This is a genomic window from Paenirhodobacter sp. (genome assembly GCF_047600745.1).
Lineage (GTDB): Bacteria > Pseudomonadota > Alphaproteobacteria > Rhodobacterales > Rhodobacteraceae > Rhodobacter.
Genome location: NZ_JASGKI010000006.1, coordinates 492906 through 518919, shown reverse-complemented (window position 1 = coordinate 518919; position 26014 = coordinate 492906). Strand labels below are relative to the sequence as shown.

The 26014-nt window shown below is 64.7% G+C and carries 27 protein-coding genes and 5 pseudogenes; 21 read left to right on the top strand and 11 right to left on the bottom strand.

From position 1 onward, the window contains the following. Positions 1 to 109: 109 nt before the first annotated feature. From QM789_RS21870 to QM789_RS21855, 4 genes are read left to right on the top strand one after another with little or no spacing between them, the layout of a single operon-like run. The gene (locus tag QM789_RS21870) at positions 110 to 1069 is read left to right on the top strand and encodes an ABC transporter substrate-binding protein (protein WP_420353916.1); all 960 of its coding nucleotides are present in this window, start codon (positions 110 to 112) and stop codon (positions 1067 to 1069) included. After that, positions 1047 to 1883, top strand: coding sequence for an ABC transporter permease (locus QM789_RS21865; RefSeq protein WP_420353915.1), 837 nt, complete (start codon positions 1047 to 1049; stop codon positions 1881 to 1883). The genes QM789_RS21870 and QM789_RS21865 overlap by 23 nt, the downstream gene beginning before the upstream one ends. Further along, positions 1880 to 2611, top strand: coding sequence for an ABC transporter ATP-binding protein (locus QM789_RS21860; protein ID WP_420353914.1), 732 nt, complete (start codon positions 1880 to 1882; stop codon positions 2609 to 2611). The genes QM789_RS21865 and QM789_RS21860 overlap by 4 nt, the downstream gene beginning before the upstream one ends. Continuing rightward, positions 2608 to 3795, top strand: coding sequence for an NnrS family protein (locus QM789_RS21855; protein WP_420353913.1), 1188 nt, complete (start codon positions 2608 to 2610; stop codon positions 3793 to 3795). Before QM789_RS21860 ends, QM789_RS21855 begins: the two co-directional genes overlap by 4 nt. 683 nt (positions 3796 to 4478) lie before the next feature. On the opposite strand, the gene QM789_RS21850 is transcribed toward QM789_RS21855, so the two are convergent. Further along, positions 4479 to 5198, bottom strand: a complete 720-nt coding sequence (locus tag QM789_RS21850) for a hypothetical protein (protein ID WP_420353912.1) — start codon at positions 5196 to 5198, stop codon at positions 4479 to 4481. A 35-nt stretch (positions 5199 to 5233) separates the two neighbouring features. Then, positions 5234 to 5401, bottom strand: a complete 168-nt coding sequence (locus QM789_RS21845) for a hypothetical protein (protein WP_420353911.1) — start codon at positions 5399 to 5401, stop codon at positions 5234 to 5236. Positions 5402 to 6579: 1178 nt separating this feature from the next. Between QM789_RS21845 and QM789_RS21840 the strand changes: the two genes are divergently transcribed. After that, entirely contained in the window at positions 6580 to 6840 is a 261-nt protein-coding gene (locus tag QM789_RS21840; protein WP_420353910.1) for a hypothetical protein, read from the top strand. 468 nt (positions 6841 to 7308) lie between these two features. Here the strand turns inward: QM789_RS21840 and QM789_RS21835 are convergent, their stop codons facing one another. Both QM789_RS21835 and QM789_RS21830 read right to left on the bottom strand, forming a co-directional pair. After that, a complete protein-coding gene (locus tag QM789_RS21835; protein WP_420353909.1) occupies positions 7309 to 7695 on the bottom strand; it encodes a hypothetical protein in 387 nt (128 codons plus the stop codon). A gap of 944 nt (positions 7696 to 8639) precedes the next feature. Next, complete coding sequence (locus tag QM789_RS21830) at positions 8640 to 8945, bottom strand: hypothetical protein (protein ID WP_420353908.1); 306 nt, start codon at positions 8943 to 8945, stop codon at positions 8640 to 8642. Between the two features lie 465 nt (positions 8946 to 9410). On the opposite strand from QM789_RS21830, the gene QM789_RS21825 reads away from it, so the two are divergent. Beyond that, positions 9411 to 10103: a Crp/Fnr family transcriptional regulator gene (locus QM789_RS21825; protein ID WP_420353907.1), complete on the top strand. Its 693-nt coding sequence runs from the start codon at positions 9411 to 9413 to the stop codon at positions 10101 to 10103. An 83-nt stretch (positions 10104 to 10186) separates the two neighbouring features. Then, positions 10187 to 10627 carry a pseudoazurin gene (locus QM789_RS21820; protein WP_420353906.1) on the top strand — a complete coding sequence of 147 codons (441 nt, stop codon included), beginning with the start codon at positions 10187 to 10189 and terminating at the stop codon, positions 10625 to 10627. Between the two features lie 60 nt (positions 10628 to 10687). Here the strand turns inward: QM789_RS21820 and QM789_RS21815 are convergent, their stop codons facing one another. Next, entirely contained in the window at positions 10688 to 11278 is a 591-nt protein-coding gene (locus QM789_RS21815; RefSeq protein ID WP_420353905.1) for an SCO family protein, read from the bottom strand. Positions 11279 to 11479: 201 nt separating this feature from the next. Further along, positions 11480 to 11704, bottom strand: coding sequence for a hypothetical protein (locus QM789_RS21810; RefSeq protein WP_420353904.1), 225 nt, complete (start codon positions 11702 to 11704; stop codon positions 11480 to 11482). Positions 11705 to 11833: 129 nt separating this feature from the next. Here QM789_RS21810 and QM789_RS21805 point away from each other — a divergent pair. From QM789_RS21805 to QM789_RS21780, 6 genes and pseudogenes are all read left to right on the top strand, one after another. Next, a pseudogene (locus tag QM789_RS21805) lies at positions 11834 to 12287 on the top strand (c-type cytochrome). A 10-nt stretch (positions 12288 to 12297) separates the two neighbouring features. Then, positions 12298 to 13671 (top strand): cbb3-type cytochrome c oxidase subunit I, encoded by a 1374-nt coding sequence (locus QM789_RS21800; protein ID WP_420353903.1) that lies wholly within the window; start codon positions 12298 to 12300, stop codon positions 13669 to 13671. Between the two features lie 4 nt (positions 13672 to 13675). Then, positions 13676 to 14476 carry a CbbQ/NirQ/NorQ/GpvN family protein gene (locus tag QM789_RS21795; protein ID WP_420353902.1) on the top strand — a complete coding sequence of 267 codons (801 nt, stop codon included), beginning with the start codon at positions 13676 to 13678 and terminating at the stop codon, positions 14474 to 14476. A 2-nt stretch (positions 14477 to 14478) separates the two neighbouring features. Beyond that, positions 14479 to 16371 (top strand): nitric oxide reductase activation protein NorD, encoded by a 1893-nt coding sequence (locus tag QM789_RS21790; RefSeq protein WP_420353901.1) that lies wholly within the window; start codon positions 14479 to 14481, stop codon positions 16369 to 16371. Beyond that, entirely contained in the window at positions 16371 to 16886 is a 516-nt protein-coding gene (locus tag QM789_RS21785) for a cytochrome c oxidase subunit 3 (protein ID WP_420353900.1), read from the top strand. The genes QM789_RS21790 and QM789_RS21785 overlap by 1 nt, the downstream gene beginning before the upstream one ends. 3 nt (positions 16887 to 16889) lie before the next feature. Then, on the top strand, positions 16890 to 17114 hold the full coding sequence (locus QM789_RS21780) for a hypothetical protein (protein WP_420353899.1): 225 nt from the start codon (positions 16890 to 16892) through the stop codon (positions 17112 to 17114). Here QM789_RS21780 and QM789_RS21775 read toward each other — a convergent pair. Then, positions 17111 to 17821, bottom strand: a complete 711-nt coding sequence (locus QM789_RS21775) for a Crp/Fnr family transcriptional regulator (protein ID WP_420353898.1) — start codon at positions 17819 to 17821, stop codon at positions 17111 to 17113. The genes QM789_RS21780 and QM789_RS21775 overlap by 4 nt on opposite strands. Before the next feature lie 152 nt (positions 17822 to 17973). Between QM789_RS21775 and nirK the strand changes: the two are divergent. The 4 genes and pseudogenes from nirK (at position 17974) to QM789_RS21755 (ending at position 20437) form a co-directional block, all read left to right on the top strand. Beyond that, positions 17974 to 19096, top strand: a pseudogene (gene nirK / locus QM789_RS21770) (copper-containing nitrite reductase). Positions 19097 to 19113: 17 nt separating this feature from the next. Beyond that, the gene (locus tag QM789_RS21765) at positions 19114 to 19515 is read left to right on the top strand and encodes an SUMF1/EgtB/PvdO family nonheme iron enzyme (protein ID WP_420353897.1); all 402 of its coding nucleotides are present in this window, start codon (positions 19114 to 19116) and stop codon (positions 19513 to 19515) included. Then, on the top strand, positions 19454 to 19936 hold the full coding sequence (locus tag QM789_RS21760) for an SUMF1/EgtB/PvdO family nonheme iron enzyme (RefSeq protein WP_420353896.1): 483 nt from the start codon (positions 19454 to 19456) through the stop codon (positions 19934 to 19936). The genes QM789_RS21765 and QM789_RS21760 overlap by 62 nt, the downstream gene beginning before the upstream one ends. A gap of 282 nt (positions 19937 to 20218) precedes the next feature. Further along, positions 20219 to 20437 (top strand): helix-turn-helix domain-containing protein, encoded by a 219-nt coding sequence (locus QM789_RS21755; protein WP_420353895.1) that lies wholly within the window; start codon positions 20219 to 20221, stop codon positions 20435 to 20437. On the opposite strand, the pseudogene QM789_RS21750 reads toward QM789_RS21755, so the two are convergent. The 3 genes and pseudogenes from QM789_RS21750 to QM789_RS21740 form a co-directional block, all read right to left on the bottom strand. Next, positions 20417 to 20806: pseudogene (locus QM789_RS21750) on the bottom strand (IS66 family transposase); the annotation flags it as partial. The gene QM789_RS21755 and the pseudogene QM789_RS21750 overlap by 21 nt on opposite strands. 357 nt (positions 20807 to 21163) lie before the next feature. Beyond that, positions 21164 to 22273: pseudogene (locus QM789_RS21745) on the bottom strand (IS110 family transposase). Between the two features lie 221 nt (positions 22274 to 22494). Then, positions 22495 to 22686 (bottom strand): hypothetical protein, encoded by a 192-nt coding sequence (locus QM789_RS21740; protein WP_420353894.1) that lies wholly within the window; start codon positions 22684 to 22686, stop codon positions 22495 to 22497. A gap of 241 nt (positions 22687 to 22927) precedes the next feature. Here QM789_RS21740 and QM789_RS21735 point away from each other — a divergent pair, with 241 nt between their 5' ends. Further along, positions 22928 to 23203 (top strand): AbrB/MazE/SpoVT family DNA-binding domain-containing protein, encoded by a 276-nt coding sequence (locus QM789_RS21735; protein WP_420353893.1) that lies wholly within the window; start codon positions 22928 to 22930, stop codon positions 23201 to 23203. After that, positions 23190 to 23579, top strand: a complete 390-nt coding sequence (locus QM789_RS21730; RefSeq protein WP_420353892.1) for a type II toxin-antitoxin system VapC family toxin — start codon at positions 23190 to 23192, stop codon at positions 23577 to 23579. Before QM789_RS21735 ends, QM789_RS21730 begins: the two co-directional genes overlap by 14 nt. Before the next feature lie 7 nt (positions 23580 to 23586). Here the strand turns inward: QM789_RS21730 and QM789_RS21725 are convergent. Beyond that, positions 23587 to 23709: pseudogene (locus QM789_RS21725) on the bottom strand (antitoxin of toxin-antitoxin stability system); the annotation flags it as partial. A 488-nt stretch (positions 23710 to 24197) separates the two neighbouring features. On the opposite strand from QM789_RS21725, the gene QM789_RS21720 reads away from it, so the two are divergent. Both QM789_RS21720 and QM789_RS21715 read left to right on the top strand, forming a co-directional pair. Continuing rightward, a complete protein-coding gene (locus tag QM789_RS21720) occupies positions 24198 to 24782 on the top strand; it encodes an ANTAR domain-containing response regulator (protein WP_420353891.1) in 585 nt (194 codons plus the stop codon). Then, positions 24779 to 25951: an ABC transporter substrate-binding protein gene (locus QM789_RS21715; protein ID WP_420353890.1), complete on the top strand. Its 1173-nt coding sequence runs from the start codon at positions 24779 to 24781 to the stop codon at positions 25949 to 25951. The genes QM789_RS21720 and QM789_RS21715 overlap by 4 nt, the downstream gene beginning before the upstream one ends. Positions 25952 to 26014: the final 63 nt, after the last annotated feature.

Below are 26014 nucleotides of genomic sequence, written 5' to 3'. Positions count from 1 at the left end.
CGCCCTGCCGGTTTGACCCCGGTCAAATACATGCAGTTTCAATTCATCTAATCTGCCCCTGAACGCCAGCCCTGCGCCCGCCGTGTTCCCTGCTGTTCCGGAGGCTCCGATGCCCTTTGTTTCCCGCCGTTCCGTCCTGATCGCCGCGCTGGCCGCGCCCGCCGTTCTGCGCGCCGCGCCTCCCGCCACGCTGGCTCTCTATGGTCCACCGGCGGGGCCGAGCATCACGCTCGTGCATGCCGTTACCGCGGGGCTGCTCAAGGACATCGCGCCTGCGGAGGTCGTTGTCTGGCGCACGCCGGATGAATTGCGCGCGGGGCTGACCTCCGGGCGGATCGGGCTCTCTGTCGTACCGGTGCAGGCGGCGGCCAATCTTTACAATCGCGGCATGGGGCTGCGGCTGGTGAATGTGATGACGGACGGGCTGCTGAGCATCGTCGCGCCCGAGGGTGCGGCGCCGGATCTTGCGGGGCTTGTGGGGCGGCGGCTCGCGGTGCCATTCGTCAACGATACGCCCGACATCGTGCTGCGCGCGCTGCTCACACGCGCGGGGCTGGCCGGGAAGGTGGAACAGGTGCCGGTGGGCAGCCCGGTCGAGGCGGCGCAGATGCTGCTTGCCGGGCAGGTCGATGCGGCGCTGCTTTCGGAACCTGCGGCGAGCGCGGTCGGGATCCGCGGCAAGCTGTCGTTCAAGAGCTTCGTGCGGTCTGTCGATATTCAGGACGCCTGGGCGGCGGTTTCGGGGCGCGGGGCGCTGCCGCAGGCCGGGCTTGCGGTGAGCGACGCTTTCGCGCGCGATCACGGCGACCTTCTCGCCCCGATCCAGTCCGCGCTGGAACGGGCGGTGGCCGGGGTGCTGGCCGATCCGGGCCGGGCGGCGAAAGAGGCCGCCGCCACGCTCGATTTCCCCGCGCCGGTGATTGCCGCCTCGATCCCGCATTCGCGGCTCGTCGCGCGCCCGGCGCGGCAGGCGCGGGCGGATATCGAACCGATGCTGTCGCTGATGGCGGAAACGGACCCGGCGCTGATCGGGGGCAGGTTGCCGGATGACGGGTTCTATGTCCTCTGACCGGCTTTGGCGCGCGGTGCAGGACCGGGCCGGGCGGATCGGGCGGTTTCTCTGGTCCGGCTGGGCGGGGCTTGCGGGGCTCGCGCTTTTCGGGGCGCTGTGGCAGGCGGGGTTCGAGGCTTACGGCGAATTCATCCTGCCCGCGCCGCTCGCCACGCTCGATGCGGCGCGGGGCCTGCTGGCGGACGGGGCGGCGCGGGCGGTGCTGTGGCTCACCGTGCTGCGCGCGCTGGCGGGCTTTGCGGCCTGCGCGGTGATCGGCACGGCGGCGGGGGTGGCGGCGGGCTATTCGCCCGCGACGCTGCGCCTTGCGCGGCCGGTGCTGACGGTGCTGCTCGGCGTGCCGCCGATCGCCTGGATCGTGCTGGCGATGCTGTGGTTCGGCTCCTCCGCCGCCACGGTCGCGGCGACGATCGTCGTTTCCACCCTGCCGGTGGTGTTCTCGGGCGCGGTCGAGGGCGTGGTGACGCGCGACCGCGGGCTCGACCAGATGGCCGAGGTCTTCGGCGCGGGGCCTGTGCGGCGGGCGTTTCTTGCCGGGCGGCAGATCGCGGCGCATCTGCTGCCTGCGCTGGTGCTCGCGCTCGGGTCGTCGTTCAAGGTCGCGGTGATGGCGGAGTTGCTGGCCAATGCGGGCGGCGTCGGCGGGGCGCTTGCGCGTTCGCGCGCGATGCTCGATGTGGCGGGCGCGCTCGCCTGGGTCTGCCTCGCGGTGGCGGCGCTGATCGTGGTGGAATATCTGCTGATCCGCCCGGTGCAGGCGGAACTCGAACGCTGGCGTGTCGCCGCCGCGCCCTGGGGTGTGAAACGATGACGCTGCTGGAGCTGCACCGCATCGGGCACAGCTATTTCGGGCGCTCCGTGCTTTCGGGGATCGGGCTGACCATCGGCGCGGGCGAGGTGGTGGCGCTGGTCGGCCCGTCCGGGTCGGGGAAATCGACCATCGCCCATATCGCCGCCGGTTTGATCGAACCATCCGAGGGCCGCGTCCTGCGCCGCTACCGCCGCCACGCGATGGTGTTTCAGGAGCCGCGCCTGATGCCCTGGGCGACGGTTGCGCGCAACATCGGCTTTCCGCTCCGCCGTGCGCCCCGCGCCCGGATCGAGGCGGCGGCGCAGCGTGCCGGGCTGATGCCCGAGGATCTGGACCGCTATCCGGTCGAGCTTTCGGGCGGCATGCGCCAGCGCGCCGCGATTGCCCGGGCGCTGATCGCCGAGCCGGATTTCCTCTATTTCGACGAGCCTTTCACCGCGCTCGATGTCGCGCTCAAGCGGCGGATGCAGGATCTGGTGATCGCGGCGGCGGGGGCGGCGCGCTTTGCCGCGCTGTTCATCACGCATGACCTGATGGAGGCGATCCGGATCAGCCACCGCATCCTCGTCCTCGATGCGCAGGGCCGGGGGATCGCGGGCACCCGCGTGCTGCCCGGCGTGCCGGGCGGGCGCGACGATGCCGAGGTCTTCGCCCTGCGGCAGGATCTGCTGCGCACCGACCCCCTTTTCGCCCATATCCATGACATAGACGAGCGCGCCCGGCCATGACCCTGCACCGCACCCTGTCGGACGAGGGGTTCCGGCTGTTCTTCCCGCTGGCGGCGCTGTACGCGGCGCTCTGGCCGCTGCTCTGGGCCGGGGTGTGGGGCCTCGATCTGCCCTTCGCGCGCGATCTGCCGCCCGGTGTCTGGCATGCGAATGAGATGATTTTCGGCGCCTGGGGGGCGGCGCTGATCGGCTTCCTGACGACCGCCGTGCCGGAATGGACCGATACGCCCCGGCTGCGGGGGCGGGCGTTGTGGGGGCTTGTGGCGCTGTGGGGCGCGGCGCGGGTGGCGGGGCTGCTTGGGGCGGATGCGCTCGCGGCCCCGGCGGGGCTGTGCGATCTGGCGTGGCTTGCGGGGCTGCTTGTCTATCTGCTGCGGGTGTCGTGGCAGCGGCGCACGACCCGCATCCTCACCTTTGCGGTCTGGGTCGGGGGGCTGACGCTGGCCTGCGCGGCGGCGCGATGGGCGATGGCCCTTGGCGCGGCGGAGGCGGCGGCCTTCTGGCTGCGGGTGGCGGGGCTGGTGTATCTCGGCCTGCTCGGGCTGGTGCTGGCGCGGGTGACGGTGCAGGTGACGAATGTGATCCTCGATCCGACCGGCGAAAGCACGCCCTTCCGTCCGCATCCGGGCCGGGTGAACCTGGCCGCGGGCCTTGTCGCCGTGGCGCTGGCGGGCGAAATCGCGGGGCTGTCGCCTGCGGTGAGCGGGTTTCTGTGGATCGCGGCGGGCGCGGCCTTCATGGACCGGATCGCCGAAGGGTTCATCGGGCGGGCGGCGCTGCGGGCGGAGATCGTCGTGCTGATGGCCTCGGCGGGCTTCGCGGGGGTGGGGCTGCTTGCGTTCGGGGCATCGCGGCTCGGCGCCCCCTGGGCCGAGACCCCGGCGCTGCATATCGCGCTGATGGGAGGGCTTGGCCTCGGGATCCTCGCCGTCTTTGCCATCGCCGGGCGGTTCCATACCGGGCAGGATCTGGGGCTGCATGTGGCGACGAAGGCGGCCTTCGCCTGTGTGGGCGCGGGTGTGCTGCTGCGCGCTCTGCCGGAAATGGGGTGGACGCCCTGGCCACCCGGCCCGCCATATCTCCTTGCCGCGGCGCTCTGGGCCCTGGGCTTCGTGCTGTGGCTCGCGGATTACTGGCCGGAGCTGCGCCGCCTCCGGCCCGCAGCCGGGCCGGACAGATGCTGACGTCGCGCAGGGCGGTGGCGCAGCCCGCCAGATAAGCCGTCTGCGCCGGGCTGAAGGCGGGCGGCGCCTGCATCGGCAGGCCAGGAAGCCGGGCAAATGTGTCGACGGGCTGAGGCATGGCAGGGGCCGTTTCTGAGGGGGGCGCTTCCGGCGCGACGGCGGCGACCTTGAACTAGCGGATCGGTCGCATCTCTGGTGACGGCCTTTTGGCGCAGCGTCATGCCGCGCTCGGAATTGATCGGCAGGCCGGTGCGCGAGTAGGGGGCGGTGACTGACCAGAGACCGCCCAGGGCGAACAGCCTGTAAATCCACTCAAACGCAGGCGGTTTCCCTGATTCACCCTCCCGATCTGGAAAGGGATCATGGGCGAGGTTTTCTGGCTGACCGATGAACAGATGGAACGGCTGCGACCGTTCCTTCCAAAGTCATGAGGCAGGCCACGCGTTGACGGCCGTTGCGTGCTGCGCGGCCTAATCCTCTTTTGATGTGGAAGCATGTGCCCGCCTTTCCCGGATGATTAAAAACCCAAATCGAAAAGTCGCGGCGTATATCGCTCCACGAGGCAAGTCTGGTCGCCGCTACAGGCGTTACGGGTCCGCTGATTGTCCAGAAAGGCGGTTTTCTTGGCGCTGTCAGCCGTGCGTCGGAAAATAAAAGAGGTTCGCAACCACTCGTCCCATCGCCTACAAGTCTTGAGAACCACAAATCGCAACCTCAGTCGGGGTTCCTGCCGTGCCGCAGTCAAAGCCGGGGCCAGTGACTCCGGTCTCAATGCCGTCCTTTCTTGACGCAGCCTCTGCCGAAAGGCACCAACGGACAGTCCCGTCACGCTGCATTCCGGCCTTGCTGATTTCGAGAAACTCCGGAAGAAATGGAATGAATGTCTCACCACCGAAGAAATCATGGCCTTCTCGGAAGGTCTTTTCTGCTTGCTCGTGCCATTCCCCCTTGGTTCCCCTCAGAAGCTCAACGCAATTGTTTGCAAGAACGGCAAGATCAGTCACCTGTCTGGCGATGCGCCTTGGGGTCGGCCTGTCTGCGGGGCGTGATAACCCGCTCACCGTCCTGAATGCAAACGTCAATGTCCACGCCTGAGCGATCTCCGGTGTGACCGGAAGGAGTTCCTCCCCTGGTCTTGCTGTCGTGAAATACTCGATAGCGACCCTGCTCAGACCAAGCTCATTAAGATACGCGCCGATTCTAGCATTTGCGACACCTGATTCTTTTGAATCCTCAACCCAATAAGCGGCGTGAACTCTAATATCCGCATCCGGGGACATGTAACGGCGCACGCCCGAAACCCAGATAACCGCACAGATAGAATGACAACCCTCTCCATCCAGAACCAGATTCGTGAATCCCCTGATCGCGATCTGCGCACCGATAGAAATTCCGGCGTCCACGTCACCTCCGGGGGATACCCGCTCCGCACTCTCGGTCATCCGGTGAAACGATCGTCGTCTCCGGGTTTGATTGACCCCAAAATCATGACCAACGTCTGTCCGGGGGCAAATCCGTCGATGACATCTATATTCGCAGCGAAAGATCCATACACGATCAGAATAGCTATGACGGAGAGCAAAAAAGTAGTGATCACGTCTCTCATCGCTTCCTCCGATTCTGATCTTCTTTAAGTAAATCAACACACAGACGTGGCCGTTGTAATGGGTTTTGTACATAAAATAAATGTTCGATCATCGTGGTTATTTTTCTGCGTCTACATTATGAGCTGCGACGGATATCGAGAACGTCAGGACACCACTGGTTTTCCCGGCGCCGCCTTTCGGAGAATAGAAGGGAGCGATCATTGGTTCCTCGGTGTTTTTCATTTGTGAATTGTCGCCTGTTGTGTATCAGATCCATAGGAGATATATTTTCACGTAATTACCAGGCGTTTGATTTCTCGTGAAGCTTTTCAGAACGTCGTCATTGACCGGTGCTATCTGGAATAAACTTTTTGGATAAATCTGGATTGTCGTCAGGCTTTTCCGTAAAGTATGGCAAAGTGCCACACTTTGCCACTTGATCCTGGGTGGTGAGCTTGCGCCGAGAGGCGGGGCGCTTCCGGGGGTAGGTGATCGGATGCCGTGTGCTCCGATGCTGGCGCCAGCCGCGAGCGATGGCCTAGAGGGTTCGCGACCTCGCCCTAGTCGCCCTCTGCGTCGTCACCCACATCGATGTGGAAGACCTACATTCACCCTCGGACGGCGGAGTAACGGCTCGGTCCCACCTGAAACATGTCGCCGGAGCCACGGAGCGGGCCGCAGAGTACCCACTTCGGTTTTAGGGAGGGGTGGCGCGCAACAAAGGTGGCGCATGAGCGGCGTTCTCCGCAGCTCATGCGGCCGTGGGGGGTGCCCGGCGGAGGCGCCTTCCGGCTGACAGCTCGCCGTCCTGGCCGGGTTTGGAGGTGGCGTTTTCGGGCCGTTGATCGTGCCGGGTCTGACCCTACCGAAAATCGGCGAAAAGCAAAGCGAAATCCGGGGGGTGTCAAACGCCTTTGTGTCAAAACAGGGGGGGTCAAACGCCTCTACATGTTGGGTTTGCCAGGGGGGGTCCAACTTAAGCGTTTTTTCGGGGGTTCAAGCACTAACCAGAGGACAGGGTTTGGCCCCCTCGATTTTCACCATATGTTCTCTACATTGAAAGACGTAGCTTTCCACGGCTTTTTCGCTTGAATAACCCACCTGGAAGGTCCGTTCGCGTTGTGCGGCGAGCGTCAAAAAATGGTCGCAAAAATGGTCGCTGGCGCTCACGCGCCATGAGGCGGAATCCGGGGGAAGCATGGATCTGACAGGACGTTCTACACCGCAACGCGAGAACCAGGTGGAGATCGCACATCAAATTGTAAACACAGAAGAAAACATACTGGCAGAGCTTCTGCGAGAGGCGAAGGATCTCTGTTCGGAATGCCATCGGCTGATCCGGGAAAAGGATCTGATCGGGATCGAGGAAAGGGCCGTGGATATTCGTCTGAAAACGGTCTTCTGGCGCGGTACGATCAAGCGGTCAAAGGCACGGCTGGCCGAGAGCGACGAGGCATGATGAAGGGCATTTTTGCGCGCTTTCCGGGCGGTGGAAGCGAGGCGTTTGCCCAGTTTCGATGCCGAAAACACACCCTGCAACGGGGCATCGGAACGCGGTGGGAGAATCCGTTTCCGGGCGCAAATCCGCTCCGTAGAGAACACACGACGACGATTTCCTCTGTCTTCTTTGCACATTGAAGAGGCCATTTCGTCGGCCAGATCGCGGGAAGAATAGGCCTTCTCCGTAGAAGATTTTTTGGCAAAAAAGACCGGAGGATTGGTTCCATCAGACCTGCTGCATCCTGATAAGGAAGATCTTGAAATCGTCCCTTCGACGGAATTGATGGAGACAAAACTAGCAGTCCATCGGACAGGATCTGGATGCCTTCCAGCATAAGGAATATCTCTCCAACCTCGATAAACGCGCCATGGAATTCATACGGAGATGCATTCTCTGGATGGGGCCTCTACCGGCACCGAAAGCCTATCACCATCTTGGTCGCTGGGATTTGCGCTCTGTGGATGCGGTGTGGTGGTATTCCTGGTAGCGGATAAATTCTGTTGCCGAAGGAGTGCCTCTGATTTGTTGTTCTTCTGCCCCTGATGCGTTCGCGGACGTATTTCGCAGTATTATGAGAACGTCCTTGAGCGCGTCATTCGAAATCTTTCTAATCAACTTTCTGCGCATAGAAACAGCGCCCATAGTTGGAATGAATAGTATTTCCGCATGTGGATGGTCGGCCTTGCCGATGTATTCGTTGGCATATCCTAGATGATGCTCTTTCCGCGCGTCCTGTCTTGCGCGATCGGTAGCCATGTTATCGGCCTGGTTGTGGCACGCAATCGCGTCAACGCCGGCCGCGCCATGATCCATGGGGATGATCCGGGACGATATCAGCGCATGGTATAAGCCGAATGAGTCTTCGTGCATAACAGCGAGGCACTGGAAAAATATGTCACCGATATGCAGAAATCTGGGAAGGATCAGAGATGCGCGGTCATCGTGAAATCGTCGTTACAATAGATTGTCGCATGTTTCGGGATTTTCGCAACAGGATCGGTCCTACATTGCGCATGTTGGTTGAATTGAGCGCTATGCGATAACTGCGCACGCGATCTGGATCAGCTTGCCCAAGAACATCGCTACCTGCAAGCCGGTAACGATGCCATGGGTTATTGCAAAAACGGTGCCGGGGACGGCGACCCCAACCATTGCTCCCAATATGCGCGCGACGTTGGTTAGGGCATGGCTGTTCCCGATCGTGTTGCGGTGGCGGCGCTCATCAGCGGTCCGATTGTAAAGCCCACTCCAAAACCGGTCAAAATCAATCTGATTTTGGAAGCGATAATCTTGGCGTGATCTGAACCGACGCCGATCAATATAAGCCCGGCGCCAATGATGGCGAAACTCCTGGTGGCCATGACGTGTGCACCATATCGACCGGTCAACGCGCTGGAAACGGGTAAATGGTGACGAACACCAACGCCATCGGTATCAGGGCAGTGTTAGCGCCCAAGGCACTGAACCGGCTTGCGCTCAGCCACGACAGCGGAAACAGGAAAAGCACACCACACATGCCGAAAGTCATGCCTGCTATAGATGTTGCCGTTCCGCAGAATATACGAGATCGAGATATGTTGAGTGGCACCAATGCGTCTGTTCCTTTGCTTGCTTCCACACGAATAAACAAGACAAGCATCAAAACGGCAATGAGGAAGGCCACACCGCAAGCGCCGGCGCATCGCGGGATCGGATGGCGGAAAAGGTAAGGCCACCGAGTGCAGTTGCGCCGAGTCCCGCGAGGGCTCTTCTGATAATCAGCACGGAAGCGATCGGTCTACCGCATATAACAACGACGCGACCGGGAAGATGCGTCGTCGGCCGGAGAGATCGGCAAGCAGGCCACCCGTAAGCAACAGGACCGCATGGACAAGGTTATAGCTGCCCACGATCCATTGCAGCACGCCGATCCCAACATTGAGGTTCGCGCCGATCGGGCGCATCGCGAGATTGACAGCGGAGGTGTCGATTTGAGCGTCGAGGACGGCAAAGCATCGCCAGCGTTTGAGGGATACGCTCGGGCGGGTTGAAATCAAAACTTCGGCAGGAGTTTCGGTTTGCATGCCGACGGTCCTATCAATGCTTGCAACCGAATGTTTCGATGCGTGTCGCAACATGGGGCGTTATAGTTAGCTTAACATCGTCGCGATCGTCCGTAGGCTGCCATGCTCAAGACACCGTTGAGGGCGCTTGTGCGGCGACATCGCGCTTATGCCCGCGAACACGAGGTTCTGGTCGAATATTCCGGTCCCGGGTTTCGACAGCGAGGCAGGCCGCTGTTCCATGTCCGCCTCATCGTCCGGGGTAAGGAGACGGCCGCTATTCTATGTGCCGCGGCGCGACCCGACCGCGGGGTTCTGACCGTCGGCAGATGTGACCAGACCGCAGGCATCGCGCCCCGGGATGACAACGTGGGATGCACGCCCGGATCGGTGCCCGGCCAAACGGGGGGCAACGTTGCGCTGGAGCAACGTTGCCCGGCACCGGCTGCGTTTAGTGGGGGAAACGCTGATCTGGAACCTTGCCCCTTGTCCATCGACCGGAGCCTGCTGAGCAACCTGCCGCTGTTTCGCGGCCTCGACGGCGAAGGCATGGCGCGCGTCTTGCTGAACGCGACGCTGCGCGATGTGGCGCGCGGCGAGACCGTGTTCGATCAGGGCGCGCCCGCCGAACGGTTCTACCTGCTGCTGCGCGGGCGGCTGAAGGTGTCGCAGGTCACGCCGGACGGGCAGCAGGTGATGGTGCGGATCGTGCATCCGGGCGATCTGTTCGGCTTTGCCCGCGCGCTGAACCGGCCCGACTATCCGGGCACGGCGCGGGCGGTGGTCGACAGTACGGTGACCGGCTGGCCGATGGAGGACTGGCCGGCGGTGGTCGAGGCCAGCCCGCCGGTGGCGGCAAGCGCGCTGCGCACGCTGGGCAAGCGGCTCGACGAGGCCCATACCCGCCTGCGCGAGCTGTCCACCGAAGAGGTCGAGCGCCGCATCGCCCATACCGTCCTGCGCCTTGCCGACAGGGCGGGGCGGGTCGAGGCGGAGGGCATCCGGCTCGACTTTCCGATCAGCCGACAGGATGTCGCGCAGCTTTCGGGCACCACCCTGCACACCGCCTCGCGCATCCTGTCGGCCTGGGAGGGGCGGGGCTGGGTCGCGGGCGGGCGGCAACGGCTGACGGTTGTCGATCGCGCGGCGCTGGCGCGTCTGGCCGATCCCGAGATCTGATCTCGCCGCTGTTTGTCGTGGCGCAAAGTTCCGCTTCACCGCCTTTGCTACGCTGCGGCGGTATGGAATCTCGGAGATCGAAGATGCAATTTGGAAACGGCCTGCTGGCGGCCATGGCCCTGAATATCGGACTCGCGGCAACCGCTTTCGCGGCGGAACATGAGGTGAAGATGCTCAACAAGGGCGCCGCCGGGACGATGGTGTTCGAGCCGTCCTTCGTGCGCGCGGAACCGGGCGACGTGATCCACTTCGTGCCGACGGACAAAAGCCATGACGTGCAGTCGATCGACAAGATGCTGCCCGAAGGGGTGGCGCCCTTCAAGGGCGAGATCAACAAGCCCTACGACCTGACGGTGACGGAGCCCGGCGTTTACGGCATCAAATGCTCGCCGCATTTCTCGATGGGGATGGTCGGGCTGATACAGGTCGGCGATGCGCCGGCGAACCTTGAGGCCGCCAAGGCGGTGAAGCTGCCGAAGAAGGCGCAGGGGCGGATGAACACGGATTTCGAACAGGTCAAGTGAGCCGCGCGGTTCCGATGCGGGCGGGCCCCCCGCCCGCCGCCGTTCGATCCCCGCCGGGGATCAGTCCAGCAGCCGGATGAGCTTTGGCAACGCCTGCTCCTCCGGCTCCTGATAGCCGATCGTTCCGACGAAATCGCCGCTGCGGTCGAACAGCATGACATAGGCGGTGTGATCCACCGTGTAATCCGGCCCGTCGCCGATACGGCGGGCATAGATCGCAAAGGACTCCATCGCCTTGTCCGTCTCGGCGCGGTCCCCCGCCACGCCGGTGATGCCCTCGGACCAGGACAGGTAATCGGCCAGCATGTCGAGGGTGTCGCGCTCCGGATCGACGGTGATGAAATAGATCCCCAGATCGCCCGCGCGCGGGCCGAGCGCCTCTTGCCATTGCGTGATGTCGCCAAGCGTGGTCGGGCAGACATCGGGGCAATAGGTATAGCCGAAGAACACGACCGAGGGCGCCCCGCGCAGTGTCGCCGCCGTGAAGGGTGCCCCTGCGGTGGTGGTAAGCCTGTAGCCGCCCTTGCCGATGGTGGCGGCATAGCCGTTCGTCACCGGCTGCGGCTGACCGGTCAGGAACCACCCCGCCGCCGCCGCGATGGCCGCGGCGGCGATCAGCCCGATGGATCCGGTTGTGATGCGAATGCGCATGGTGTTCAGTGCCTCTTCGATCCGGCGCCCGGCCCGCGCTTATGCACCGCCGCCGCCGATATGTTCAAACGTTTCGGCGCCTGCCTGTGCAGGTTTGCCCGGTCGTGCTCCCGCGCAGGGGGTTGTGGATCCTCGCCGAAGGGGTTCCCGGGCGGAATCGTTCCTGCGCTGCGTGACCCCGGAAAAGCGCGTCGGGCGGGGTCAATCCTGTCCCTCGTCCAGCAGGTGCCGGACCCACAGGCCCGCGGCCCATGCGGCGGGAAGGCCGAGCGGGACGGAGGCGGCCACCGCCGCCTGCGGCGAAAGGGCCGTGAACCCCACCGCCTGCGACAGCAGCCCGAGCATGAACAGATTGATGGCCACCGCCCCCGCCGCGAAGACATAGAGCAGAACGGCGAGTTTCCAGACCGGCCAACGCGCGTCCATGGCGGCCTCCTTTCGTTGCGTGCCACCATGAACCGGGCTTTCCCGCGCCGCCTTGACTTTCGTTAAGACCCGGGCGCGCGGATTGGCGCATGCCGGAGGAGATCGAAACCGCTCCGGGAGAATCTCGCCATGCGCGAAGTCCTGACGAAGAGCATGGCCCGAAACATCTTCTACGGTGGGTCCCTGTTCTTCATCGCCATATTCGTGGCGCTGTTCACGCACAGCCACCTTTACATCGTCAACCGCTCGACCAACGCCGAAACGCTGACGGCCAGCGTCGCCGCCGGCAAGCACATCTGGGAAAAGAAAGGCTGCATCAACTGCCACACCATTCTTGGCGAGGGCGCCTATTTCGCGCCCGAACTGGGCAATGTGATGAAACGCTGGGGCGCGGAAGAGGATCCGGAACTGGCCTTCGAGACGCTGAAGAACTGGATGGAGTTCGCAGCCTTCGGGGATCCCGGGGCGCCGCCAGATGCCGCAGTTCCACCTGACCGACGACGAGATCCGGGAACTGACGGATTTCCTGCTCTGGACCGGCACGATCGACACCCAGAACTGGCCGCCGAACGACGCCGGTTGAGGAGAGAGAGATGAAATACCACACACAGAAGATCGCGCTGGCCTATATCTACGTCGCGCTCGCGCTGTTCGCGGTGCAGGTGACGATGGGGCTGGTGCTTGGCTACATCTACGTCAACCCGAACTTCCTGTCCGAGATCCTGCCCTTCAACATCGGCCGGATGCTGCATACCAATGCGCTGATCGTGTGGCTGCTGACCGGCTTCTTCGGCGCGGCCTATTTCCTGCTGCCCGAGGAAGCGGAGCGCGAGATCCATTCGCCGCTCCTCGCCTATGTGCAGCTTGCGATCCTCGTCGCGGGCACGGCGGGGGCGGTGCTGACCTATCTGTTCAACCTGTTCGAGGGCAACTTCCTGCTTGGCAAGCAGGGGCGCGAATTCCTTGAACAGCCGACATGGGTCAAGGTGGGCATCGTCGTCGCCGCGCTGATCTTCCTTTACAATGTCACGATGACGCTGCTGAAGGGGCGCAAGACGGTGATCTCCACGATCCTGCTGGTCGGGCTGTGGGGCCTTGCGCTGCTGTTCCTGTTCGCCTTCTACAACCCGCCGAACCTCGCGCTCGACAAGCAATACTGGTGGAACGTGGTTCACCTCTGGGTTGAGGGCGTGTGGGAACTGATCATGGCGTCGATCCTCGGCTTCCTGATGCTGAAGCTGACGGGGGTGGACCGCGAGGTGGTCGAAAAGTGGCTTTATGTCATCGTCGCCACGGCGCTGTTTTCGGGGATCCTCGGCACCGGGCACCACTATTACTGGATCGGCATGCCCGCATACTGGCAATGGATCGGGTCGCTGTTCTCGTCCTTCGAGATCGTGCCGTTCTTCGGGATGATGGCCTTTGCCTTCATCATGGTGTGGAAGGGCCGCCGCGACCATCCGAACAAGGCGGCGCTGCTGTGGTCGCTCGGCTGTGCGGTGCTGGCGTTCTTCGGCGCGGGGGTCTGGGGCTTCCTGCATACGCTGCACGGGGTGAACTACTATACCCACGGCACGCAGATCACCGCCGCGCACGGGCACCTTGCGTTCTTCGGCGCCTATGTCTGCGTCAACCTCGCGCTGTTCACCTATGCGATGCCGATCCTCAAGGGCCGCGACCCCTACAACCAGGTGCTGATCATGTCGTCGTTCTGGCTGATGGCGGGGGGGATGCTGTTCATGACCTTCGTGCTGACCTTCGCGGGCACGCTCCAGACCCATCTGCAACGCGTCATGGGCGAGGGCTTCATGGATGTGCAGGACGAGATCGCGCTGTTCTACTGGATGCGCTTCGGGTCCGGTTTCGCGGTGGTGATCGGGGCGTTCCTGTTCATCGGGGCGACGCTGATCCCCGGACGGCGCGAGGTGATCGAGCCCGGCCCGGTCGTGAAACATGCCGCGGAGTAAGCCGATGGACGGAACCTTTGTCGAAGGGGGCAGCGCCCCCTTCTATCTCCCGCAGGGCGACGAATGCGATGTCTTCGCCGCCGCCTACAAGGCCCGCCTGCCGCTCCTGCTCAAGGGACCGACGGGCTGCGGCAAGACCCGCTTCGTCGCGCATATGGCGGCGCGGCTCGGTCGCCCGCTTCATACCGTGTCGTGCCATGACGACCTGTCGGCCGCCGATCTGATCGGGCGCTACCTGCTCAAGGGCGGCGAGACGGTCTGGGTCGATGGTCCGCTGACCCGCGCGGTGCGCGAGGGCGCGATCTGCTACCTCGACGAGGTGGTCGAGGCGCGCAAGGATGTGGCCGTGGTGCTGCACCCGCTGACCGACGACCGCCGCATCCTGCCGATTGACCGCACCGGCGAGGAGCTGCACGCGGGGGCGGGGTTCATGCTGGTGGCCTCCTATAACCCCGGCTACCAGAACATCCTGAAATCGCTGAAGCCCTCGACCCGGCAGCGGTTCGTCTCGGTCGAATTCGCCTTCCCGTCCCCGGTGCAGGAACTGCCGGTCGTGTGCCGCGAAAGCGGGCTGGACGAGGACCGGGCGCGCCTGCTGATCCGGATCGCGGGCAAGCTGCGCGGGCTGCGGGGGCAGGATCTGGAAGAGGGCGTCTCGACGCGGCTCGTGGTCTATGCGGCCACGCTGATCGCGCAGGGCATGGGCTTCGACCGGGCGGTGGAGGTCGCGATGATCGAACCGCTGACCGACGACGCGGATGTGAAGCGGGGTCTGCTGGACCTCGTGCAGGCATTGGCGGGCTGAGCATGGTCGAGATCATCCCCTGGGAACCCGAAGAGACCGTCGGCAAGATCTGGCACCGGCTGGCCGGGCGGATCGACGGCGGGCACGATTTTTCCGCCGCCGAGGTCACGCTGGAGGAGATCCGCCCGCGTCTGGGCGTGCTGTTCCGGGGGCTTGGGGGGGATCCGTCGGTCGAAATAAAAGGCGTCGCCCCGGAGGAGAGCCATCACCGGCTGCGGTTCCGGCGGCGGCTGTCGATGCCGGTCGAACAGGTCGCGCGGGCGAGTTTCGACGGCGAGGTGCTGCGCCTGCCCGCGACGCTGGCCGAATTTCCGCAGCGGAAGGAGAACGCCGGGCTCTATCTGTGGCTGGCGGCGATGGCGGCCCATGCGCCGGCGCCCGTGACCCTGCCCGAGGATCCGCTTGCGGCGGATATGGCCGCGATCCGGGCGGCGGGGCGGATGGTGCGCGATACGCTTGCCGCCGCGCCGGGGCTTGCGCCGCTATGGCGCGGGCTGGTGGCGGCGCATCTGGCGCTGCGTCCCCGGCTGCCGCTGACGGGGAGCGAGGCGCGGGTGGAGGACCATGTGCGGCAGGTGCTGGCCGATCCCTTTGCCGCGGAGGCGCCGCGGATCGGGGCCGCGCCGCGCGGGTATCGCCCGTTCCGCCCGGTGCCGATGTGGCCGGACCTGCGGCTGGTGCGGTTCTCGGCGCCGTCCGAGGTCGAGAATCCGCCCGTCGGCGGCACGCCTGAGGAAGGCGGCGACGGCACCGCGCGCAAGGCCCGCCGCCACGCGACCGACCGGATCTCGCGCAAGGACAGCATCATCATCTACAAATTCGAGGCGCTGCTGTCCTGGACGCAGTTCCTCAACCTCAATCGCCGGGTCGAGGACGACGACCTCGAAAACGCCAAAAAGGCCGCCCGGGATCAGGAGGAGATCGGTCTGGGCCAGATCGCGAAGGCGCCCGCGACGCGGCTCAAGCTGCATCTCGACCTCGCGCCCGAGGATGTCGACCGGGAGCGGCTGTCGGACAGCTTTACCTATCCCGAATGGGAGGCGCGGGCGGGGCGCTATCTGCCCGATCATACCCGCGTGCTGGCGGCGCCGGTGGTACCCGACCCGGCCCATGCCGTGACCTTTGACGCCCCTGCGCAGCGCCGCATCCGCGCCGTGCGGCGCCGGTTCGAGGCGCTGCGCCCCGCACGCGTCCTGTGCCCGGCGCAGCCCGATGGCGAGGAGCTCGACCTTGACGCCGCCCTGCGCTCGGTGGCGGACCTGCGCGCGACGGGGCAGGGCAGCGAGCGGATCTGGCGCCAGTCCCGGCCCGAGCGGCGCGACCTTTCCGTGTCGATCCTGCTCGATGTGTCGCGCTCTACCGAGTCGATGGTGACGGGGCGGCAGGTGATCGACATCGCGCGGGAATCGCTCACCGCGCTGGCCTGGGGGCTGGATGCCTGCGGGGACCGGTTCGCGATCGACGGGTTTTCGTCGCTGAAGCGCGATCGGGTCTATCTGCACGGCTGCAAGCGGTTTGACGAACCGATGTCCGCCACCGTCGAGGCCCGGATCGCCGCGCTGAAGCCCGGATTCTATACCCGCCTTGGCGCGGCGATCCGCCATGCCTCGGCGGGGCTGAGCGCACAGGGGACAGGGCGGCGGCTCCTGCTCGTCATCACCGACGGCAAGCCCAACGACCTCGACCATTACGAGGGCCGCCACGGCATCGAGGACAGCGCCATGGCCGTGCGCGAGGCCCGCCGCGCCGGGCATGCGGTCTATGGCATCACCATCGACCGCGACGGTCAGGCATGGTTCCCGCGCCTGTTCGGGCAGGGCGGCTTTTCCGTGATCCGCGACCCGGACCGGCTGACGCTGGCGCTGCCCGACATCTATCGCCATCTGGTGTCGTGATGCGGATCGACGATCTTCCGGGCGAATTGCTGATGTGGGTGCTGATCGGCTCCGAAGTCGCGGTTTTCGCGGCGGGGATCACGGTGATGCAGGCGGTGCGGCTGACCGATCCGGCGGGCTTTGCCGCCGCGCAGGGGCTGCTCGATGGCCGGATGGCGGCGCTGAACACGGCGATTCTGGTGACATCGGGGCTGTTCGCGGCGCGGGCGGAACGGGATGGCGGTCGCGGCTGGCTGTGGCTCGCGGCGCTTGGCGGGGTGGCGTTCCTGACCGTGAAGGGCATGGAATATGCGGGCGACGCGGCGCGCGGCATTACCATGGAGGCGCATCCGTTCTTCACCTTCTACTATCTGCTGACCGGGTTCCATGCGGCCCATGTCATCGCCGGGGTGGTGGTGCTTCTGCTGGTGTCGATCCGCCCCCGGCGCGAGTCCGTGCAGGCGGCGGCGATGTTCTGGCATATGGTCGATCTGGTCTGGGTGCTGCTGCTGCCGCCCGTTTATCTGTTGGGGTAGGGGATGGATGCGCTCACACGGAACTGGCTGTGGCTGCTGGTGCTGATCGCGGCGACGGTGGCGCTGGCCGGGGTGCCGGCGGCGCTGCTGGCGGTCGCCTTTCTCAAGGCGCTGGCGATCCTGAAGGGGTTCTTGCATCTCACGCGGGCGTCGGGCTGGCTGACGGCCTTTGCGGTGCCGCTCGGGCTGTGGCTCGTCGCGATCTGGGCGCTGCATGCGGTGGGTTAGCGTGACCAGGCGTCCCCCGGATCGGCCAGCGTCATCTCGCGCAGCGCCGAAACCGAGTCGATGGTGGCGCTGTTCTGTCGCACGCGCACGCCGTGTTCGCGCAGCCGGGCAAAGGCGCGGCTCAGGCTTTCGGGCTTCATCCCCAGCCGCCCGGCGATCAGCATCTTGTCATAGGGCAGGGTGACGGTGGCCTCGTCGGCCCCTTCGGGGCAGAGGTCGAGCAGGAATTCCGCGACCCGTTGCGTGCCGGAGCGGGCCTTGAGCTGCTCGATCTGCTCGACGAGGCCCTGAAGGTGCAGGAAGGTCGAGGCGATGACCGAGATCGCCGCCTCGGGCCGCGCCTTGAGCATCGACAGCAGCGCCTCCGCGGGCAGGACGATCACCTGCGCCTCGGTCGAGGCCTCCGCCGAGACCGGATAGGCCGCGCGGCGCAGCGCGATCGGCTCGCCGAAGCTCTGGCCACGGGTCATCGTGCCCACCACCGCCTCCGCCCCGCTCGGCGCGATGCGATAGAGCTTGATCCAGCCATCGGCGACGATGTGCAGCGACAGGGCGGTGTCACCCTGATGGAAGATCGGGTCGCCGCGCCCGAACTGCCTGACCCGCGCCGAATCGAGCAAAGGCTCGCGCAGATCCGGCGGCAGGGTGGCAAACAGTCGGGATTGAGACGCAATCCGGCGCAGGGCGGGGCTGAGGGGAGCGGACATCGGGAGGGCCTTTCATGGGACAGCCTGGATTTTCCTGCTGATAACACTCGGAATTACGCAGGTATTTGTGCTGGCACAACGATGCCGCCCCCGGTTCCGGCTAGAGAGGGGCTGACCGGCAACGACCGGGCCAGACCAGGAGAAGACAAGCCATGACATTCGTTCCCATGACCCGCCGCACCATTCTGGCCGGTGCCGCGATCGCGGGCGCCATGACGCAGGTGCGCACCGTTGCAGCCCAGACCAAGGAAGTGCTGACCCCGGTCGCCACGAGTGCCGAGGGGCTGCCCCGGGTGAAGGTCGAACTGGTCGATCCGCCTTTCGTGCATGCCCATGAGCAGGTGGCGACCACCGGCCCGAAGATCGTCGAATTCGAGATGACGATCGAGGAAAAAAAGATCGTCCTTGACGACGCGGGCACCGAAACCTTTGCCTTTACCTTCAACGGTACCGTTCCCGGCCCGCTGATGGTGGTGCACGAAGGGGATTACGTCGAACTGACGCTCATCAACCCCGAGAAGCAACGACCTGATGCACAACATCGACTTCCATTCCTCGACCGGGGCGCTTGGCGGTGGTGCGCTGACCCAGGTCAACCCGGGCGAAAAGACGGTCCTGCGCTTCAAGGCGACCAAGGCGGGCGTGTTCGTCTACCACTGCGCGCCTCCGGGCATGGTGGCGTGGCATGTCGTGCAGGGCATGAACGGGGCGATCATGGTGCTGCCGCGCGATGGGCTGAAGGACGGCAAGGGCAATTCGTTGACCTACGATCGAGTCTATTATGTCGGCGAGCAGGATTTCTATGTGCCGCGCGACGAAAACGGCGCCTTCCGGAAGTATGACAGCCCCGCCGATTCCTATGACGACACGCTCAAGGTGATGCGGACGCTGACGCCGACGCATATCGTCTTCAACGGCAAGGTCGGCGCACTGACCGGCGACCACGCGATGACGGCAAAGGTCGGCGAGACGGTGCTGATCGTGCACAGTCAGGCCAATCGCGATACCCGGCCGCACCTGATCGGCGGGCATGGCAATTTCGTCTGGGCGACGGGCAAGTTCCACAATGCGCCCGAAGTCGATCAGGAAACCTGGTTCATTCCGGGCGGCACGGCGGGGGCGGCGATGTATACTTTCGAGCAGCCCGGCGTCTATGCCTATGTGAACCATAACCTGATCGAGGCTTTCGAGCTTGGCGCGGCGGCGCATTTCAAGGTCGAGGGTGAGTGGAACAACGACCTGATGATGCAGGTGCTCGCACCCTCCGGGGTGTGAGTGCCGGGTAGGGTGCCATGCGGATCCTGAGTATCGCCGCGGTTGTCGGTCTGGCGCTCGCGGCGGGGGCGGGGGCAAGGGTATGGGTCTCCGCCGCCCCCATGGTGCCGGGGCCGGAGGTGGTGCGTCTTGAGCCACGGCCCTTCTCGCACCGCCTGAACGGCGACTGGCGCTTCGAGGGGCGCCCGGTCGATCCGCCCCGCGCCGAGGTAAAGATCCCCGCGCCGGTCTGGATCATGGCCTATCCGGTGAGCGTGGCCGAATACATGGGGTGCGTCGCCGATGGTGCCTGCGCGGCGCCGGGCGGACCGCCCGGGGACACCCTGCCGGTAACGGGGGTGAGCTGGCTTGACGCCAATGCCTATGCGCATTGGCTTCTCGCGCGGGACGGGCCAGACATGGCGGCTGCCGACGGATGAGGAATGGGCGCAGGCGGCGGGCGCGCTGTTCCGTGACGATGCGCTCGGCATCGCGGACGATCCGGCCAATCCGGCGGTGCGCTGGCTTGCCGAATACGATGCCGAAACCGCGCGCGACCGGTCCCGCGACCGTGACATCCGCCCGGTCGGCACGCTCAACCGCAGCCCGACCGGCGTGCACGACATCGGCGGCGCGGTCTGGGAATGGACATCGACCTGCCTGCGCCAGGTGGATGTGGACGCGCAGGGCGCCATCCTCAAGGAGCGGCACAGTTGCGGTATCTATCTGGCCGAGGGGCTGCACCGCGCCGCGCTGACGGCCTTTGTCCGCGAGCCGAAAGCCGGGGGATGCTCGGTCGGGGCGCCGCCCGACAACATGGGGTTCCGCCTCGTGCGGGAAGACGACGCGACCGGCGGTTGAGGCCCGGTCGCGACCTCTCCGCACCGGGCAATGGCCCCGCGAGTTCAGGTTTGGCGGGAAGGGCATCGGTGGTTCGATGGCGGGACACGTCAGACACCGGAACAGGCCCTTGTCCTGATGGAAAGCATGGCGACGCGCTTTTCCGATGCCGATATCGCGGATACCTTGAACCGGAAGGGCGCGCGAACCGACCAGGACAAGACCTGAACGGCGCACCGGGTGGCCTCCATCCGCAGGGTCCACGCCTTTCGCTCGACCGAGAAGGACGGAGCATGGCTCACAATGCGCGAGGCCGCGGCAAAACTCGGGGTGACCAGCCATATCGTGCGACGCATGATCCAGGACGGGATTCTGCCTGTCGCGCAGGTCGTTCCGGGCGCGCCGTGGCAAATCCGGGCCGAGGATCTTGAGAATGATGACGTCATCAACGCCCTCCGGCAGAAAGGGCGCCCGCGTCACATCGTTAGCCGAGACCAACTGTCAATGTTTCCAGATACTTGAAGAAGAGGGCCACAATGACTCGCCACTCGCGATCGGACGGATCTGGTTCTCGACCCTGTTGGAGTCGATCTCGACACGGCCGTCGGCCAGAAAGGTTTGCAGCCCGTCCCATTGGTTATGGATGTAGGTCAGCTTTTCACCCAGCCGGGATTTGGCGGAGATTTACCGGCGCTGCGCCTGAAGCCATTCGCCGAAGGCTGCCATCCGCGGCACAGTGCGAGCCTGACGGGCAGACAGGCGCTGGCCGGGAGAGATGTCGCGGATATCGGCCTTGACGGCGTAGAGTTCTGCGATGCGGCGCAGGCCCTCGGCCGCGACCTCGGAGCCGTCGCGGTCGAAGACCTCCTTCAGCTTGCGCCGGGCACGCGCCTTGCTTGCGTCAAGCAAGCCCCGGAACGGGGGATGATAGGCAAGCGGGATCGGGGTCGAGAATTCCGATGACCCTTCGTCAAGAGGATAGGCATGCGTTTCCCGCCGCCCGGCTTGAGCGCAGTTCGTCATGTTCGTTCTCCTTGCGGTGTTGGCAGAGGTCAGGGCATCCGACTTAATCGGCGGTTGCTCAAACTCCGATGCGGGGATCGAAACCCCATTATGGTAAGCGTCAGAGGCGTTCGTTCACTCTGCTGTCAGATGTCCGGACCGTTCCGGATCTCAATTCTCGACCGACGGTTTGCCTCGTCCCGCGTCAGATGCCCTGGCCACTGCCAACATTCGCACGCGCAGGATTCAGGCAGCCCTCGGCATCACGATGATCGCCGTCGCCCAGATGAAGCCGACCAGTTCGCGGGCAACAGCGGCCGCAGCAACAGTGCTCCGCTTTCCTTTGCCTTCGAGACGCCGAAAGCGCTGGTTCAGTCGCACCTGGGCTTTCCACCCGATGTCCTTCAGCGCTTGGCTGTAGTTTTCGCGTTTCAGCATGAGCAGCACGCCGACCTTAGGAGGTCATTTGTACGACCATGCAGCCTCGACCAGCATCACTCTCGCGATCTTGTTGCCCGCTTTCGTAATGCCGCCAGGTCGCTGCTTGCTGCCGCTGGAGTATTCGCTGGGGACCAGGCCGAGATACGCCATCAACTGGCGCGGACTGGCAAACCGGGAAAAGTCCCCGATCTCCGCAGCGAGCGTCGCGGCGATGACCATCCCTATCCCCTTGAATACCTGCAATGCGTGGACCAAGGGGGCGAGCGTCCAGCCCGGGATCAGATCGACCATTTGGCCCTCAATCTCGGCCTTGCGGGCCTCAGCCTGATCCAGGCGATTGATATAGCTCTGTAGTGCGAACTTCTGGGCAGCATGTTCAAGCGGCAGGGATGTCAGCCACTTCCGATAGCGCAGGCACCATGCCTTCGACTTGCACCGCAGTCCATGCTTGGGCAGAAACATCTGGATCAGTGCACGAGCTGCCCGGACATCCTGCGACGCAACCTGGCGCGCCCGAACCAGATCGCGCATCGCCTCATGGGTGGCGTCAGGCACCCACACAAAGGTAAGTTCGCCTGCACGAAGCAAGCGCGCAAGCATCAGCGCGTCACGCGTGTCGTTCTTCACCCGTTCACCTGGCCGCTTTGGCGTGTGGCTCGGTGCAACGATCCGACAGACAATCCCCATTTCGGCGAGTTGCCGATAAATCCCATAGCCGCAGGGACCTGCTTCGTAGGTCACCTCGATCTTCCCATGTCGCTGCACCAGCTTGCGGATCAGGCGCGCGATAGCGTCGGGCATATTGGCGATTGTCCCATACATCCGGATTTCGCCATCCCGGCCGGCATCCGCAATCGCGACCGAGATGCTGTCCTTGTGCACGTCCAAACCGATAAAGGCATTGTAGTCTTCCATGTCATCTCCTCCGGCTGCGGACCGAAGAAGAGTGCGGACCGCGATCACTCATTGGCGATCCTGTCCCACGTCGGCGGGAGCGCCAAGAATGGTCATGCCATCTGCTGGAAGGTCTGGGCTTCGTCGGAGCGGCGCGTATGCGTCGGCATCAGGCCGGCGATCTTGCTGAGCTGCGGCAGGATCGCCGCCGGAGACCCGGCCTTGCGGAAAAGTGGCTTTCCTTATTTGCGCAGGAAGAGGACCGTTGCCGCTTCGCAGGCGTCATCGGCGGTTTTCCAGGTCCAGGCGCCGGTGGCATCGGAAGCGCCGAAGGCTGCTTCCATGGCAGCGCGCAGGGCGGCGGCATCGACACGCTGGTCGCGTTCGAGATGCGGCAGCAGCAGTGAAGACGCGCGCTGCGGTTTCGGCGTCATGGTCGCGCGGTTGCGCCTCGGCAGCCTTGGCCGCCGCGGATGCGGAAATCATGTTCATCGGGGAGTCCTCGGGAGAGCGGAATGGGACCGAGCCTGAGCGGCGCTCTCTCGACCGCACCGGCTCAAATCCCTTCCGTCCCGGCTCTCCTCTGCCTCTCTCATTCCTGGACAGTGCCGCCGAGCTTGAAGATTGGTCCGATCGGCGATATCTTACCAACGTCTTACTTTCAGGTGTGAAGCGATGGCCCAGGTTGACAATGCGATCACGACGGTCTCGACCAAGGGACAGGTCATCTTGCCGAAGGCAATCCGCCAGCGGAAGGCTTGGGATGCTGGCACCCGGCTGATCGTCGAGGAAACCCCGGAGGGGGTTTTGCTGAAACGGGCACCGGCTTTTTCTGCCACACGGCCGGAGGAGGTCTTTGGCCTGCTGCCTTTCAAGGGCGAGCCGAAATCTCTGGAAGACATGGAGGCCGGTATCCTCGCCGAAGCCCGCCGCCGCCATGATCGCGATTGATACCAATCTGGTCGTTCGCTACCTGACCGGCGATCATCCCCTGCAATCCCCGCGTGCCCGCCAGATCGTCGATAGTCAGGCGGTTTTCGTGGCCGTCACCGTGGTCTTGGAAACCGAATGGGTGTTGCGTAGCGCCTATGGCTATGCCTCGCTCGATGTTTCCAAGGCATTGCGAGCCTTTGGCGGCCTGCCCACCGTGACCGTGGAGGATGCGGCACTCGTCGCAGCCGCGCTCGATCTGGCGGAAAAGGGGATGGATTTCGCGGATGCCCTGCATCTCGTGCGGTCGGCCCATTGCGAAGGTTTCGTCACCTTCGACCGCAGGTTTGTCCGGGCGACAAAAGCCGCCGGGCTGGAAACCGTCCAGGAGGCATGAAGCCGGATCAGCCGAAGCGGCGGCTGGCCTCGGTGAAAGTGTAGTCGTTGGCGGTGATACTCTCGTCGACCGCCTCGTCCGAAGTCAGGTATTCGTATTCGCGCTCAAGCTGCCGGTAGAGCCAGCGGGCCGACTACGATTCATTGTGCACCTCTTCTTAAGTGTTTGTAATTATTGGGATCTCGGTCTGTCGAGGGTCGCAACACGGGGCCTTTCAGTGCTTCAGGGCTTCGGCAACCGCCGCACTCTCCAAGTCGACTACCCTTATCTGATGTGAGGCGTAGCGCATACGCGTTGCGGCCTGCGTCGTGCGTTCGCCGCTGCGCTGGCGCCGATCAGGCCGTCGACATCATTCTTCGCTATGATCGCTCCACTGGAGCGATCACTTCACGCTCGAATTCCATGATCAGTTGAAGGACGGCCTCGGCAATGCCGCGTGAGGCAAGTCGCCCTGATCGTGCCTGGCCAGAAGCTCGGGCAGGTCCATGTTGGTTTTGGTCATCGGGGTCTCTGTAGGGTTCGTGGTTGAAGCGTCGAAACTTCACCGCCGCGCGCAAGGATCCTGATGGAGGCAACAATACGCTTGCCTTCGGCGCTTGCGTTCTGCGACAACAGGGTATGGCTACCCCCCTTTCCATCGTCATCTGCGAAAAGGATCTTGAGCGTGCGTCGATGATCGTCGATGCGCTGCGCCAGACGGGTGGCCATGACATCATGGTCATCGACGAGGAAACGAGCCTCGCCAACAGGATCGCCGAACGCAATCCCGATCTCGTCCTCATTGATGTCGAGGATCCCTCGCGCGATGTGCTGGAGGAACTGACGCTGGCCTCCGGCCCGATGGACCGTCCGGTCGCGATTTTCGTGGACCGTTCGGACAGCAACCTTACCCGCTCGGCTATCGAGGCCGGGGTCTCGGCCTATGTGGTGGACGGGCTGCGCGCCGACCGGATCCGGCCGGTCATCGACGCGGCCATCGCCCGCTTCCACATGTTCCGCCGCATCCGCGAGGAACTGGCCGCCACGCGCGCGGCGCTGGAGGAACGCAAGGTCATTGATCGGGCGAAGGGCGTACTGATGCGCGCGAAGGGGCTCAACGAGGAGGAAGCCTACGCATTGCTGCGCCGCACGGCCATGGACCAGAAGCGCAGGATCGCCGATGTGGCGCAGGCGCTGGTCCTCGCGGCGGAGATGCTGCGATGAGCCTGCTTTCCATGCGTGCGGGGTTCATCCCGCTGACCGATGCGGCGCCGCTGATCGTGGCGCGGGAACTGGGCTTCGCGGAAGCCGAGGGGCTGGCGCTGGAGCTCGTGCGCGCGCCATCGTGGTCCCGGCTGCGGGATGAGCTGGTCTTCGGCCGGGTCGATGCCGGGCACATGCTCTCGCCCATGCCGGTCGCGATGACGCTGGGGCTCGGCGGCGTGAAGCTGGCAGTCGATGCCGCGCAGGTGATGTCCGTCTCGGGCGAGATCATCTGCGTCTCCGCGAGCCTCGCCGGGCGGCTCAGGGCGCGCGGGCACGACTTCGCCTTCAACGACGCCCGCGCGGCGGCGGTGGCGCTGCTGGCCGAGACGGGGGGCGCACTGCGGATCGGGGTGCCGTTTCCCTTCTCCATGCACATGGAGCTCCTGTCCTACTGGATCGAGACGGTGGCCGGCGGCCGGCCGGCGGGGCTCGACATCCATACCGTGCCGCCTCCCCATATGGCGGATGCACTGGCGGCGGGGGAGATCGACGCCTTCTGCGTGGGCGAGCCCTGGGGCTCGATCGCGGTGGAACAGGGGGTGGGTGAACTCCTGCTGCCCGGTTCGGCGATCTGGAGCTACGCGCCTGAAAAGGTGCTCGCTTTCCGCCATGACATGCTGGAGGTCGACCCGGAACCTGCGGAGCGGCTCATGCGCGCGGTCTGGCTGGCCGGGTGCTGGCTGGCCGATCCGGCGAACCTGATCGCGGCGGCGGAGCTTCTGTCCGCGCCGCATCATGTGGGCGTGCGCGCCGATGTGCTGGAGCGTTCGCTCTCCGGGCGGTTCGTGATCTCCGCCGCCGGGGAAACGCGCATGGCTGGCCGGTTTCTGGATTTCGGCGGCCTCGCGCCATTCCCATGGCGCAGCCAGGGCGAATGGATCGCCGACCGTCTTGCCCGCAGGCATGGGCTCGAACCGCTCGCCGCGCGGGCGGCGGGGCGCGCGGTGTTTCGCAGCGATCTCTACCGGCGCGTGCTGGGGCCGGCCGGCGCATGGATGCCGGGCGCTTCGGCGAAGGTCGAGGGCGCGCTGATCGAGCCGCTCGAAATCCAGACCGACCGGGGACCTGTCTCCCTGCCGCGCAATCGCTTCTTCGACGGCCGAATCTACGATCCCGATCTGCCTTGAACGCTCTGGGCGATGGATTACGGTGCCGGAAGTGCGAAATCTTCGGGCACCCTCGTTTCTCGC

Coding starts and splice junctions, on each gene's coding strand:
- QM789_RS21870 (WP_420353916.1), top strand. CDS start 110: ATGCCCTTTGTTTCCCGCCGTTCCGTCCTGATCGCCGCGCTGGCCGCG.
- QM789_RS21865 (WP_420353915.1), top strand. CDS start 1,047: ATGACGGGTTCTATGTCCTCTGACCGGCTTTGGCGCGCGGTGCAGGAC.
- QM789_RS21860 (WP_420353914.1), top strand. CDS start 1,880: ATGACGCTGCTGGAGCTGCACCGCATCGGGCACAGCTATTTCGGGCGC.
- QM789_RS21855 (WP_420353913.1), top strand. CDS start 2,608: ATGACCCTGCACCGCACCCTGTCGGACGAGGGGTTCCGGCTGTTCTTC.
- QM789_RS21845 (WP_420353911.1), bottom strand. CDS start 5,401: ATGAGAGACGTGATCACTACTTTTTTGCTCTCCGTCATAGCTATTCTG.
- QM789_RS21840 (WP_420353910.1), top strand. CDS start 6,580: ATGGATCTGACAGGACGTTCTACACCGCAACGCGAGAACCAGGTGGAG.
- QM789_RS21835 (WP_420353909.1), bottom strand. CDS start 7,695: ATGGATCATGGCGCGGCCGGCGTTGACGCGATTGCGTGCCACAACCAG.
- QM789_RS21830 (WP_420353908.1), bottom strand. CDS start 8,945: ATGCAAACCGAAACTCCTGCCGAAGTTTTGATTTCAACCCGCCCGAGC.
- QM789_RS21820 (WP_420353906.1), top strand. CDS start 10,187: ATGCAATTTGGAAACGGCCTGCTGGCGGCCATGGCCCTGAATATCGGA.
- QM789_RS21815 (WP_420353905.1), bottom strand. CDS start 11,278: ATGCGCATTCGCATCACAACCGGATCCATCGGGCTGATCGCCGCCGCG.
- QM789_RS21810 (WP_420353904.1), bottom strand. CDS start 11,704: ATGGACGCGCGTTGGCCGGTCTGGAAACTCGCCGTTCTGCTCTATGTC.
- QM789_RS21800 (WP_420353903.1), top strand. CDS start 12,298: ATGAAATACCACACACAGAAGATCGCGCTGGCCTATATCTACGTCGCG.
- QM789_RS21795 (WP_420353902.1), top strand. CDS start 13,676: ATGGACGGAACCTTTGTCGAAGGGGGCAGCGCCCCCTTCTATCTCCCG.
- QM789_RS21790 (WP_420353901.1), top strand. CDS start 14,479: ATGGTCGAGATCATCCCCTGGGAACCCGAAGAGACCGTCGGCAAGATC.
- QM789_RS21785 (WP_420353900.1), top strand. CDS start 16,371: ATGCGGATCGACGATCTTCCGGGCGAATTGCTGATGTGGGTGCTGATC.
- QM789_RS21780 (WP_420353899.1), top strand. CDS start 16,890: ATGGATGCGCTCACACGGAACTGGCTGTGGCTGCTGGTGCTGATCGCG.
- QM789_RS21775 (WP_420353898.1), bottom strand. CDS start 17,821: ATGTCCGCTCCCCTCAGCCCCGCCCTGCGCCGGATTGCGTCTCAATCC.
- QM789_RS21765 (WP_420353897.1), top strand. CDS start 19,114: ATGCGGATCCTGAGTATCGCCGCGGTTGTCGGTCTGGCGCTCGCGGCG.
- QM789_RS21760 (WP_420353896.1), top strand. CDS start 19,454: ATGCCTATGCGCATTGGCTTCTCGCGCGGGACGGGCCAGACATGGCGG.
- QM789_RS21755 (WP_420353895.1), top strand. CDS start 20,219: ATGCGCGAGGCCGCGGCAAAACTCGGGGTGACCAGCCATATCGTGCGA.
- QM789_RS21740 (WP_420353894.1), bottom strand. CDS start 22,686: ATGACGCCGAAACCGCAGCGCGCGTCTTCACTGCTGCTGCCGCATCTC.
- QM789_RS21735 (WP_420353893.1), top strand. CDS start 22,928: ATGGCCCAGGTTGACAATGCGATCACGACGGTCTCGACCAAGGGACAG.
- QM789_RS21730 (WP_420353892.1), top strand. CDS start 23,190: ATGATCGCGATTGATACCAATCTGGTCGTTCGCTACCTGACCGGCGAT.
- QM789_RS21720 (WP_420353891.1), top strand. CDS start 24,198: ATGGCTACCCCCCTTTCCATCGTCATCTGCGAAAAGGATCTTGAGCGT.
- QM789_RS21715 (WP_420353890.1), top strand. CDS start 24,779: ATGAGCCTGCTTTCCATGCGTGCGGGGTTCATCCCGCTGACCGATGCG.